Source organism: Legionella tucsonensis (assembly GCF_001468035.1).
GTDB classification, from domain to species: domain Bacteria; phylum Pseudomonadota; class Gammaproteobacteria; order Legionellales; family Legionellaceae; genus Legionella; species Legionella tucsonensis.
The window spans coordinates 2,064,350-2,076,939 of record NZ_LNZA01000001.1 but is presented as its reverse complement, the minus strand read 5'-3'; the positions used below and the strand labels follow the sequence as shown (position 1 = coordinate 2,076,939).

Below are 12,590 nucleotides of genomic sequence, written 5' to 3'. Positions count from 1 at the left end.
ATCACTGAAAAGCAAAAGGCCACTAAATACGACACCATAATCACTGTGACTATGCGAGGTACATGTGGCCTTGGTAAAAAATACAGGATAGAAAAATCCTATTTACGTCGGCGTTTTCCGCCTTGTTGTTTTGCTGTCATATCACGAGAAATTTTCTTCAGATGACGTTTTACTGCAGCAGCTTGTTTACGCTTACGCTCAGCAGTTGGTTTTTCATAGAATTCACGACGGCGTAATTCGGTTAAAATACCGGCTTTTTCACAAGAGCGCTTGAAACGGCGCAGTGCGTATTCTGGGTTTTCGCCTTCTTTGACGCGAACGGTAGGCATTAAACTAATCCTCTGGTTATTTGATCTTAATAGGTGGGCAATTCTAGTGCTAGTTGAAGCACGCGTCAAGTTTTAAACTATAAATTTTTATTAATTACAAGTGAGAATTAGGCCTGGATAATAAATTAAACGGCCTAAATATATGAATTAATGTTACTACGAGTAGCTGTATACTGCTGCTTCAGACATTGGGTTATCTAATTCACTTTTCATTTTCATCAGTTCACTTTTCATATGAAGGCTGCTGTTTTCATGTATTCTTTCTTCAGCGAAGAAATAGCCAAAGCTGATTACATTAATGATACGTTGTACTACACTCATTTCATAAGGCTTTAAATCTTTCATTTTGGTTTGATCTATAGCCTCCAAAAATGTCGAAATACCCTTGGTGTATGGCTCAAGTGCAGGTTCTATTGCTTGATCAGGTATTGGTAATCTATCTTTGAGTTGCTCAGCAAATTCATTATGAAATGTATTTAGTTGACTTTCCGCCTCTTCCAGTTTTTTTTCCAATTCATTCATTGCACCACTTAACTCCGAATTTGTAAGTTTGGATTTGGAAAGTCGGATTATTTCTAGTAAGGCGTCTACCTTGTTTTTTAACGTAAAGTAATCGGGTTTGCGTGGCTCTTCTTTTAAGTCAAATATTGAGCCATTATTTTTGGCAAGCCGTAACCCAAGCTGTTGTATCGGATCGGTCATCTTACCTAGTTCTGCGTTTGACTCGAGAAGAAGAGCTGTTCCTCGAGTAACTAATGCATCGCATTTTTTTAATAATTCCCATATCCTTTCTATATTTGATGATTCATCTTGTAAAACAGCCCGAATTTCAATAACTAGTTCTTTTCCTTGCTTATCAAACTCTTTGAGACTGATTTTTTCGGATACCAGATTTGGCTCTTCCCATCCAGTAGGAAAAATCCCTTTTTTCGTTTCATCGATGCTTTGTATTTTACTTTTGAGTTCCCTAATCTGATTCTCAAGGAGATGTCTGGTTCTTTCCTCGGGCAGAACGTTATTTTCATAAATACATGCTGAATAACAGGGCAGGATCGCTTCGAGAAAGGATTTGGCAAGATTTCTTTCAGTCTTTACAAACTTTTCTTGTGCTTTATTGTTAGCTTTTTGTCCAGCACTTTCATCTATATTCGCAACAATCTCAATTTTATCTTTTTCCTGGGAAACATTTTTTCCATTGACTAAGCGACAATAGTTATCCACACCAATTGCTTTAATTACCTTATCATTAAGTCGCGATTTATCCGGGGTTAGAAGAAGTTCTGCAACCTTATCAATAATGGGTTTCATGTAGACTTCAATGCTTTTTGTCTCTGCCATCCTGTTGTTGAATTCTTCTCTTGAGATACAGGGAAGTCGTGCCAGTTGATCAAAGATTCTCGATATTTTACCGAAATCACCGAATGAGGCTTGAGCGATCATTTCTTGTGCTCCGTTTTCCTCATGAGGGTCGTAAGGTTTACTTAAATGTAAAATAAACTCGCTGGTAAAGGCTTCTAAAAAAGGCTGATCAATTTTGGTATATGCCATTTTAATGCTCCAAAGAAAATACATTTGGGCTTATAATGCTTATGGTAGCCAAAGCAAATATATCTAAGTCCTGTTCTAGACATATTATACCACAAATCGATTAATTAAAGAGCATTTCATTCGTTGATTTGTTTTTTAAAGACAACAAGGTGCAATGGGACTCGATTAGTGTGTTACAATTCTGGATTTGCTACTACTCTCAGATTAGGTTTTGTATGTTGATTTTGGGCATTGAATCTTCTTGTGATGAAACTGGAATAGCGATTTACGATTCAGATGCTGGTTTGTTGGCGCATGCCTTACATTCGCAAATTGATACACACCGAGTACATGGCGGCGTGGTTCCTGAACTTGCTTCACGTGATCACATTAATTATTTGATTCCTTTGCTTGATAAGGTATTGCAACAAACAGGAATTGATAAAAAAGCATTGGATGGTATTGCCTATACAGCAGGTCCCGGGTTGATTGGTGCTTTACTGGTAGGAGCTTGTTTTGCAAAAAGCCTGGCATACGCATTACAAATTCCTGCTTTGGCCATTCATCACTTGGAAGCGCACCTTTTAGCTGCAAAAATGGAAACTCCATCACTCGAATTCCCCTTTATCGCACTTTTGGCATCTGGTGGTCATTGTCAATTAGTTGAAGTCAAGGATTTAGGAGTATATCGTATCCTTGGAGATACTCTGGATGATGCAGTAGGTGAAGCTTTTGATAAAACCGCTAAACTCATGGGCATACCGTACCCCGGAGGCCCGGTACTTGCAGCTCTTGCCGATCAATGTGAATCGACCCCTTATCGGTTTCCCCGTCCCATGACAGATAGACCCGGCCTGGATTTTAGTTTCAGCGGCTTAAAAACCTTTGCATTAAACACTTGGAATCAAAGCACAAAAGATGAGCGTGCACGTGCTGAAATTGCCAAGGCATTTCAAGAAGCAGTGGTTGAAACCCTAATGATTAAATGCAAACGGGCTGTGCACGAGTCAGGTTGCAAGCAATTGGTCGTTGCGGGCGGAGTAGGGGCAAATAAAGCATTGCGTGTGGGTTTGCGCGAATGGATTCAGGGTATTGGCGGAACAATTTATTTTCCAGCTTTAGAATATTGTACCGATAATGGAGCAATGATTGCTTTTGCTGGATGTTTGCGGATGTTAAGGGGAGAAAAGGATTTAAGTAGTGGGGTAGAAGTTAAGGCAAGATGGCCTTTGGCTTGACTTTTTTTCAATCCCTGAAAATCCTTGTGAAAACGGATTTTTCAGGGATGTCTAGATTTTAGAATCTGTGCTTGTTTTATTTTATTTCTCTTCAGGCTTTTTTGTTTTCGTTTTGGGTGCAGTGGTTTTTTTAGCTCTGGTTTTCTTTTCAGATTCTTCAGCTTTTTTACTGGTTTCTTTCGTAACTTTAACTTCAGGCTCAACCTCTACAGTTTCAGTGATAATCACTTCTTCTATTTCAATTACTGTTTCTTCGGGCATAGTGTCAGGTTTTTTGGGGGGAACAGCGTGCTCTGCTTTGCCCTCCATCATGATATCAAGAACATCTTCCTTTAATTTAATTTTTGGCTCTTTTTTATCAATAAGGCGCACAATGTTCTCGTTATGTTTGTAGACGATTAATAAGGCCATAATGAATATAGGTAGGAAAATATCCAGATGCTGGATAAGTAATAGTGAATAAAATGGAGCAAAACCAATAGCTGTTATAGAGGCTAAAGAGGCATAACGTGAAAACTTGGCGACGATTGACCACGTTGCTACAACTAAAATGCCAACAATGAAATGAAAGCCTAAGAGTGCACCAATTGCTGTAGCAACACCCTTTCCTCCTTTGAAGTCAAAAAAAACAGGATACATATGGCCTATAACCGCAGCCAAAGCAGTAAATCCTACGGTCGCAGGGCCTGCACCCAAGATTTTAGCAATGAGCACAGGAATAGTACCTTTCAGTAGATCGGCAATCATAACCATGGCCGCATATTGTTTTCCTGCAATACGCAAGACATTAGTAGCACCGGGATTTTTTGAACCTTCTGTACGTGGATCGGGCAAAGAGCAAGCCTTGCAGACAATGACTGCAGAGCAGATAGATCCCATTAAATAAGCAAGAACTACCAAGAATATAAATAATATCACCGATTGCTCCTTTTTCGAATAATAACTTATTATCAATTAATCTTTATTTACAAGCAAGAGCCCCGAAATTTAGGCGTTTAATTAGGGTAAGCGATTTATTGAGCTTACAAATATAAGGCTTGCAAATCGTTGGTGTAACGTCGGCCAAAAGCAGTTACTTGCCAGTATGTATCAGTGAGGGTAATTAGGTTTTTATGCTCTGCTGTTTTGAGTTTAGGGAGTAAATAATTCAATGGCAAGCCCGTAGTTTGCGTAAAAAGTTCTAACGGGATGACTTGCTCTAATCGCGTGGTGTTGAGCATAAATTCAAAAAGAAGATCTTGGGGTTCTACCATCTCTATATTTGCTAAAAAAGGTTTGTCTGGGTCGAGATATTCTTTAGGCTGACGTTGTTTGCGTGTTCTTAGTATTCCATTTCGGGTGGTGATTTTGCCATGAGCACCTGCCCCTATACCCAGGTAATCACCAAATAACCAGTAATTTAAATTATGCTGAGCTTGTCGCGCAGGTTTGGCAAAGGCGGAAATTTCATAGCGTTCAAAACCGGACTCTTTAAGTAAAGCGAGTCCTTTTTCTTCCAGATGCCAGGCTTCATCTTCAGAAGGTAATGGAGGCTTTTCTTTGTAAAATACTGTATTGGGCTCTATGGTTAATTGGTACCAAGATAAATGTTCTGGTTGGTGCGCAATGGCAGTACGCAAATCATCGAGTCCTTGAGCTATGCTTTGCTTGGGTAAACTGTGCATGATATCCAGATTTAAGTTGTTAAAACCGGCAGTACGTGCAGAGTCGATAGCACGATGAGCCTGTTGTGCGTCATGGATGCGACCCAGTGTGCGAAGATGTTCCGGATTAAAGCTTTGAATGCCTAAGGAAAGCCGGTTAATACCGATTTGTCGATACTCAGTAAAGCGTTGCTGTTCTACAGTACCTGGATTTGCCTCCATAGTGATTTCAATATCTTGGGCAAAGGGCAAAAGATACTTTAGTTCAGTGAATAAGATATCGTAGGCATGAGCAGAAAGAAGACTCGGAGTCCCTCCGCCAATAAAAATAGAGCAAATTTCACGGGATTTAACATGCTGCAAATCGGCTTTTAAATCAGCAATCAGTGCTTGAACATAATTTTGTTCTGGTAAAATCTCAGGACTTTTATGGGAATTAAAATCACAGTAAGGGCATTTGCGAATGCACCATGGAATGTGAATGTACAACGATAAAGGAATCATTACTCTTTTTAGACTGGCTTGTTTGGGAATGCAATAGTATCATGTTGGGAGTTTTCTAACAAAAAATGTAATCATTCATGTTGTGCTCTTCCCGCTTAGCGAGAGAGAATTTTCGATGATTACCTGAAAAACAAGAGGAAATCACATGGCAAATAAACGAGTTAGGGTTGCTGTTACTGGAGCAGCTGGACAAATTGGTTATGCATTATTATTTCGGATTGCTTCGGGACAAATGTTTGGTCTAAATACTGAAGTGGAATTAAATTTACTTGAGCTTGAAGCGGCACTTCCTTCTCTGGAAGGGGTTGCTATGGAGCTTGACGATTGTGCCTTCCCCTTATTGAAGCGTGTGGTTTGTACTTCAGATATGAATAAGGCAATGGATGGAATAAACTGGGCATTATTGGTAGGTTCTGTACCTCGCAAGCAAGGCATGGAACGTTCTGATTTATTGCAAATTAATGGCGGAATATTCACTAAACAAGGCCAGACAATTAATGATTATGCAAGCGATGATGTGCGCGTATTTGTTGTCGGTAATCCATGTAATACAAACTGCTTAATCGCTATGAATAACGCTAAAGACATACCTAATGATCGTTTTTATGCTATGACTACGTTGGATGAATTAAGATCACGTACTCAATTGGCTAAAAAAGCAGGGGTTGATATTACTGCAGTCACGCAAATGACAATTTGGGGAAATCATTCTTCTACTCAGTATCCTGATTTTTATAATGCGAAAATCAATGGAGTTTCTGCAGCTAAGGCTATTGATGAGTCTTGGTTGAAAGACACATTTGTCTCGACTGTACAACAGCGTGGCGCTGCAGTAATTAAAGCTCGTGGTTCTTCTTCTGCTGCTTCAGCTGCCAATGCCATTATCACAGGTGTAAATCATTTAGTTACTGATACTCCTGCAGGAGAGTCATTCTCAATGTGCCGTAGTTCTAAAGGCGAGTATGGTGTGGATGAAGGTTTAATCTTCTCTTTTCCTTGTCGGCATGAACACGGTGAATTAAAAGTAGTTGAAGGCTTGTCTTTTAACGCTTATGGCCGTGAAATGTTTGACAGAACTTTAGATGAGTTAAGACAAGAACGTGATACAGTGAAGTCTTTAGGCTTGTTAGATTGAGGATGATTTCTTTATGCAGCCCTGGGTGACGTGTCTGCGGAACCCGGGTTCACGTGTAAACTCGTTAATCATGGGTTCTGGCTTTATTGATACCTATTGATTAAATTTGTGGCTTCGAATACTCATCTTCTACAAATAAAGGATATGCTTGACGATTTTTATATTGTTCACTTTGGTATATTTGAAAAAACTCAGAGCTATCTAAAATTGCTTTGGCTTCAGAATTACGTAAAAGTGTAGAAATTCCGCACCCATGAGTTAATATTACATTCAGTCTAGCTACGAGCTGTTCTACCTGGACGAATGGATCTGGATGCTCTTGCAGTAATTCCGGCAAATAGTGGATTATTGCTTGAGCTATTTGTTTATGAGTTAAATGCAAAATTAAACGCGAACTGGAAATCTCGATAAAATTTTCCTTGGATTCTAGAATCAAGTGCAATAAAAACTCTGGGTGATTTTGCAAGTGAGTCGTTAATTTATCGCTAAATCCATCATATTCACTATATGCAATTAACATAGCTATGATGCCATTCTCTTGCTGCATAAAAGCTTTTTTGGATATAGATTTTAACCAGGAGATAAATTCTTCACCTTGCTGATCACCAAATTGGAATCTTGGTGAAACTTTAGGATGAGTGAGATACTTGTCCCAATTAATGGCGGGCATTTGGTGTTGTGAAGCTAGAGCATCAACCGAACTTTTTATAGGCTCAAAATTAATCCGCCACTTTTCAAAGAGATATAATGCTGCGCCTAATGCTTTTACCAGTCCAATAAACGTAGTTTTTTCACTGTGTTGCCGATAATTGTCTAGCGCTTCCTTGAGCCCCTGAATTTCAGAGTAGATATATTTTCCGTTACTTCTTGGTTTTACCAAATGGAAAACGGATTCAACGGCGTTTGATAGCGCAGAAAAAGGGTCATCCATAGATTCTTCCTCAGCAGGAACAGGCCCTTCTTTAAAAGTAGATTATAAAAAAAGAAAATGCCAAGAGTTTTTACATATTGGCCTCAATAAAATTGAATTTTGCAAAAAAAGCGCTTTATATTGGGTGTTTTCTGGGTGCAATGCAACATAATTTGGGCTTTATTATTGCTCGGGAAAATATGACGAATTAGTGGTGTTGTGCGTATGCTGTAACGTGATTGTTACGAGTAATCCTGATACAATAAGTCTGTTATTTTCTCCGGGTGTGTTGGGATGCCGTCTTTCAAAGTGAGCTGTGTGGTTACTGTTGCCATTGTATTATGGGCTTCAGCATTCGTTGGGATACGCATTGGATTAGCCGCCTATTCCCCAGGAGCACTTGCTCTTTTACGCTTTATGATTGCTTCACTGTGTATGCTGATCATCTACTATAGCCTAGGCATTAAAAAACGAGTGGCTTGGAAAGATCGGTTGCAATTACTTCTTACTGGCATGGCTGGCATAGGTATTTATAATATTTGTTTAAATTATGGCGAGCTGAGTGTTTCTGCTGGTATAGCCAGTTTTATTCTTGGGTTAATGCCAGTGTTGACTGTCATTTTATCATTGATTTTTTTACAGGAAAAACTGGCGCGAGGTGTATGGGTTGGTATCATTATCAGTATATTGGGTCTGGCTTTATTGGCGATTGACAACAACTCAGAGCCTGGAATGCAGCAGGGAATTTTAGCGATTTTGGTTTCTGCTTTGATGGGTGCTATTTTAACAATTATTCAAAAACAATTCGTAAGCGTGTATCATCCTGTTGCGATTATCGCTTGGGTAATGTGGGGCGGAACTTTATTGTTATCTGTATTTTTCCCCGATATGCTTCAGCAAATTCAAGTTGCAGATTTTCAAACTACGGCGGCAGTTGTTTATATGGGTATTTTTCCAGCCGCGCTTGCCTATTTGGCATGGGCTTATGTGCTGAAATACTTACCGGCATCTAATGCATCAATCATGCTTTATGCTCTTCCCATTGTATCAACATTCATGGGATTTCTCTTGCTAGATGAACAACCCTCCTTACTTTCACTTGTTGGATGTTGCATTACTTTGGCGGGTGCTTTTATTGCCAATCGCTTTCAGATGCGCCTTACTTTTGTTCAAAAAGAACGGCTTTCTAATTGAGCCTAGGTAAGCGAAGCGTAATCTGGGTTTAGTGTAATGTTTCGTGTTCCCCCCACAAGTTTCTAACTTATTCTCTGTGAAAAGATGGAAACAGGGTTTATACTTTTGATTTTGATGTTATTTGTGAGAGAGCTCATGGAATTGAGAATTGATAATACCCCGTTTAAAGCCTTATTTCAGCCGTTAGATTTAGGCTTCACTCAATTAAAAAATCGGTTGTTAATGGGGTCTATGCATACGGGTCTTGAAGAGGATAAGGGCAGCTTAAATCGTTTGGCACAATTTTATCGAGAAAGAGCACTTGGGGGAGTAGGATTGATCACAACAGGTGGTTTTGCACCGGATCGAGCCGGACGTTTAGCCCCTTTTGCGGCCAAATTGACAAACAGTAAAGAGCAGCACAAGCATGAATTAATCACTCATACAGTACATGAAGCAGGTAGTAAAATTATTCTGCAAGCTTTGCACGCAGGTCGTTATGGTTATCATCCGTTTATTGTCGCGCCCAGCGGTATCAAATCTCCTATTAGTCCTTTTAAACCCTGGGTCATGAGTCAATATCGCATTAAAAAAACCATTAAACATTTTGCTCGATGCGCTCGTCTTGCCCAATTAGCCGGCTATGATGGAATCGAAATTATGGGCAGTGAAGGGTATTTAATTAACCAATTTATCGTCACGCATACCAATCAGCGCCAGGATGAATGGGGCGGTAGTTATACGAATCGCATTCGCTTTCCTATTGAGGTAGTTCGAAGTGTCCGTGAAGCAGTAGGCGAAAAATTTATTATCATTTTCCGTTTGTCCATGCTTGATTTGATTGCAGAGGGCAGCAATTGGGAAGAAGTGGTGATTCTGGCTAAGGCAATTGAAGAAGCAGGTGCTACGTTGATTAATACAGGCATCGGCTGGCATGAAGCGCGAATTCCAACGATTGCCACCATGGTTCCTGCTGCAGCATTTACTCACCTAACCCAACATGTAAAACCCGAAGTCAAAATTCCGGTAATTACCTCAAATCGCATTAATACACCTGAATTGGCCAATCAATTAATTGAGTTAGGGGTTGCTGATATGGTTTCTATGGCGAGGCCCTTTTTAGCCGATCCTTTATTTGCTGAAAAAGCTAAAAAAGGGGAAAGTAAAGCGATTAATGTATGTATTGCCTGCAATCAGGCGTGTCTTGATCGGGTCTTCGTGAACAAAACAGCTTCCTGTTTGGTAAATCCGCGTGCATGCAACGAAACTGAATTGATTTATGAGGTGACACCTAAACCTAAATCCATTGCTGTAGTGGGTTCAGGGCCTGCTGGGCTTGCTTTTGCTACGGTTGCGGCAGAGCGCGGGCATAAAGTGACTTTATTCGAAAAAAGTGCTCAAATCGGCGGGCAATTTAATCTGGCAAAAAGAATTCCAGGTAAGGAAATTTTTCAACATACTCTGGATTATTTTAATTATCAATTGGAGAAATTTAAGGTAACCATTCTTTTAAATACCGAAGCAACGCTGGAGCAACTGCAGAATTTCGATGAAATTGTTTTAGCCAGTGGAATTAAACCGCGTATTCCTGACATCAACGGCATCTATCATCCTAAAGTGACGAGTTACATTGATGTGATTACTGGAAAAAAAGAAGTCGGTCAACGAGTAGCTATTATTGGTGCAGGTGGAATAGGTTTTGATGTAGCCGAATTTTTAACTCATGAGCATCCAGTTCCCACGGAGCAGTTTTATAACGAGTGGGGGATTGATATCTATGGAACATATCGTGGAGGAATTAAACCTCCTGAAATTACCCCTAGCCTTCGCGAGGTCTATTTATTACAACGTAAAAAAGAAAAAATGGGCAAGCGTCTGGGCAAAACAACAGGATGGATTCATCGTTCAAGTTTGAAGCATAAACAGGTTAAGATGATTTCTGGGGTAAATTATGATGCGATTGATGATGAAGGATTACATGTACAAATCAATGAAAAAGCACAGGTGCTACCCGTAGATACAGTAGTGATTTGTGCAGGACAAATCGAGTTTGCTGAATTGTTCACTCCTTTGAAAGAAGCGGGAAAAATTGTGCATTTAGTGGGTGGTGCTTATAAAGCATTAGAGCTTGATGCGCGTCACGCAATTGATCAGTCATGTCGCTTGGCGGCTCTAATTTAAAATAGTCGAGGTGATAGTGAACCCGTAATTTAAGAAAAACCATGTTATAATCATTCACTTCAATCCCCGGGTTTCGCTGTGTTGACACCTGGGTTATATTTGCTTAATAAGAAGTTCTTTCCTAATCATTTCATAAATATAGTGCATTATTTTGTTTATTTTGTTATTATAATGCTCAATTTTATATCACTCGGCCTTTTTAGGTTATTTTTTAATCGATCAGGATTTTTATGTCTCAAGAAATCACAAGCTTTGCATCCTTTAATTTTTCAGATGCTTTAAACAAAGCACTAGAGGATATGAAGTTTACCACTCCTTCTCCAATTCAAGCGCAAACGATTCCTTTACTTCTGAAAGGTCGGGATGCGATTGCTCTAGCACAAACAGGAACAGGAAAAACTGCTGCTTTTGCTTTACCTATATTGCAAAATTTAGCCCCTAATGTACAAGATACTCAAGCTTTAATTTTAGCCCCTACTCGTGAATTAGCGATTCAGGTTGCAGAACAGTTTGAATTATTAAGTGCCAATCAACGTGGAGTCACTGTTGCTGTTCTATGCGGCGGGCAAGATTACGGTCGTCAATTAAAACAATTAAGAGCAGGTGCTCAGGTAGTGGTTGGAACTCCAGGCCGTATTTTAGATCATATCGATAGACGTACCTTGCAATTAAATAATTTGCGCACATTTATTCTGGATGAAGCAGATGAAATGTTACGTATGGGATTTATCGAAGATATTGAAACCATCATGGCAAAACTGCCGGAGAAGAAACAAATAGGTCTCTTTTCAGCAACTATGCCTCATCGTATACGCCAAATTGCCAATACTTATTTGCATGATCCTGTTTCTATCGAAATACGCTCAGAAACAGCTACAGTAAAAAGTATTGAGCAACGCTTTTTATTTGCTTCGGGACATCAAAAACCTGATGCATTATTGCGTTTATTGGCAGTAGAAGAATATCAGGGAGTTATCGTATTTGTGCGCACTAAAAGCAGCACGGAAGAAGTTGCAGAAGTATTGCAACAACAAGGTCTACGCGCTATGGCCATACACGGCGATATCACCCAGGCATTACGTGAACGTATTATCGCGCAATTCAAACAAGGAGCAATTGATATTCTCGTCGCTACAGACGTTGCTGCGCGTGGTCTGGATGTGGAGCGGGTAACTCATGTGATTAACTATGATTTACCGCATGATAATGAAACTTATGTGCATCGCATCGGAAGAACAGGCAGAGCGGGGCGTTCTGGAGTAGCTGTTTTATTTGTAACTCCTAAAGAAGCACGTTTGATTAGCAACATTGAGCGACATACTCGCCAGCGTATCACCAAAGTAACTGTACCTAATGACCATATGATTCAAATCGCACGACAACAACGTTTTGTGGCAAACATCACTACACGTTTAGAACATGAAAACCTACCTTCTTACAGACGTATTATTGAAGAATACATTAAAGAAAATGACGTTTCTGCTGTGGATGTTGCTGCAACGCTTGCCTTATTGTTAAACAAGGACTTGCCTTGGCAAAAAGAGCTGGCTTTACCTAAATCACCACGTCCAGTTAAAGAGGGCCGTGTCGATCGCGGCGGCAAGTTTGAGCGTTCTCGCGATGAGCGGAAAGGTTTTACTGCAGACAAGAAAGGTTTCCGGGAAGGACGTAAAAAGCTTAACGATGAATTTTCTGGACAAGATTTATTCCGAATCGACGTAGGTAAAATTCACGGTGTGAAACCAGGTAATATTGTCGGTGCCATTGCGAATGAGGCTGGTTTACAAAGTAAATACATTACTGGTCTTAAAATTCATGAAGACCATTCAACGGTACGCTTGCCTAAAGACATGCCTAAAGAGATGATGAGCGATTTAACCAAAGCTTGGGTCTGTGGACGTCAGTTAAAAATCACCTTAATTGGTAGCGCCTAATCACAGCTTGAGTGAA

10 protein-coding genes are annotated in these 12,590 nt (G+C 39.9%); 5 read left to right on the top strand and 5 right to left on the bottom strand.

The genetic code is table 11. The features are described from left to right. Nucleotides 1-98 precede the first annotated feature (98 nt). Together rpsU and Ltuc_RS09135 are read right to left on the bottom strand one after the other, a co-directional pair. Nucleotides 99-329 (bottom strand): 30S ribosomal protein S21, encoded by a 231-nt coding sequence (rpsU, locus tag Ltuc_RS09140; protein WP_010652681.1) that lies wholly within the window; start codon nucleotides 327-329, stop codon nucleotides 99-101. Between the two features lie 156 nt (nucleotides 330-485). After that, nucleotides 486-1,877, bottom strand: a complete 1,392-nt coding sequence (locus Ltuc_RS09135; protein WP_058520960.1) for a hypothetical protein — start codon at nucleotides 1,875-1,877, stop codon at nucleotides 486-488. Between the two features lie 215 nt (nucleotides 1,878-2,092). On the opposite strand from Ltuc_RS09135, the gene tsaD reads away from it, so the two are divergent. Continuing rightward, the gene (gene tsaD, locus Ltuc_RS09130) at nucleotides 2,093-3,094 is read left to right on the top strand and encodes a tRNA (adenosine(37)-N6)-threonylcarbamoyltransferase complex transferase subunit TsaD (RefSeq protein ID WP_058520959.1); all 1,002 of its coding nucleotides are present in this window, start codon (nucleotides 2,093-2,095) and stop codon (nucleotides 3,092-3,094) included. 81 nt (nucleotides 3,095-3,175) lie between these two features. Here the strand turns inward: tsaD and plsY are convergent, their stop codons facing one another. Both plsY and hemW read right to left on the bottom strand, forming a co-directional pair. Further along, the gene (gene plsY / locus Ltuc_RS09125) at nucleotides 3,176-4,012 is read right to left on the bottom strand and encodes a glycerol-3-phosphate 1-O-acyltransferase PlsY (protein ID WP_058520958.1); all 837 of its coding nucleotides are present in this window, start codon (nucleotides 4,010-4,012) and stop codon (nucleotides 3,176-3,178) included. 104 nt (nucleotides 4,013-4,116) lie between these two features. Then, on the bottom strand, nucleotides 4,117-5,241 hold the full coding sequence (hemW, locus tag Ltuc_RS09120; protein WP_058520957.1) for a radical SAM family heme chaperone HemW: 1,125 nt from the start codon (nucleotides 5,239-5,241) through the stop codon (nucleotides 4,117-4,119). A gap of 145 nt (nucleotides 5,242-5,386) precedes the next feature. Between hemW and Ltuc_RS09115 the strand changes: the two genes are divergently transcribed. Next, a complete protein-coding gene (locus Ltuc_RS09115; protein ID WP_058520956.1) occupies nucleotides 5,387-6,376 on the top strand; it encodes a malate dehydrogenase in 990 nt (329 codons plus the stop codon). A gap of 100 nt (nucleotides 6,377-6,476) precedes the next feature. Here Ltuc_RS09115 and Ltuc_RS09110 read toward each other — a convergent pair whose 3' ends face one another. Continuing rightward, nucleotides 6,477-7,307 carry a hypothetical protein gene (locus Ltuc_RS09110; RefSeq protein WP_058520955.1) on the bottom strand — a complete coding sequence of 277 codons (831 nt, stop codon included), beginning with the start codon at nucleotides 7,305-7,307 and terminating at the stop codon, nucleotides 6,477-6,479. Nucleotides 7,308-7,580: 273 nt separating this feature from the next. Here Ltuc_RS09110 and Ltuc_RS09105 point away from each other — a divergent pair, with 273 nt between their 5' ends. The 3 genes from Ltuc_RS09105 to Ltuc_RS09095 all read left to right on the top strand — a co-directional run bounded on the left by Ltuc_RS09105 (nucleotide 7,581) and on the right by Ltuc_RS09095 (nucleotide 12,574). Continuing rightward, a complete protein-coding gene (locus tag Ltuc_RS09105) occupies nucleotides 7,581-8,480 on the top strand; it encodes a DMT family transporter (RefSeq protein ID WP_058520954.1) in 900 nt (299 codons plus the stop codon). Between the two features lie 135 nt (nucleotides 8,481-8,615). Next, the gene (locus Ltuc_RS09100; RefSeq protein ID WP_058521654.1) at nucleotides 8,616-10,640 is read left to right on the top strand and encodes an NADPH-dependent 2,4-dienoyl-CoA reductase; all 2,025 of its coding nucleotides are present in this window, start codon (nucleotides 8,616-8,618) and stop codon (nucleotides 10,638-10,640) included. 230 nt (nucleotides 10,641-10,870) lie between these two features. Further along, entirely contained in the window at nucleotides 10,871-12,574 is a 1,704-nt protein-coding gene (locus Ltuc_RS09095) for a DEAD/DEAH box helicase (protein WP_058520953.1), read from the top strand. The last annotated feature ends 16 nt before the right edge of the window (nucleotides 12,575-12,590 follow it).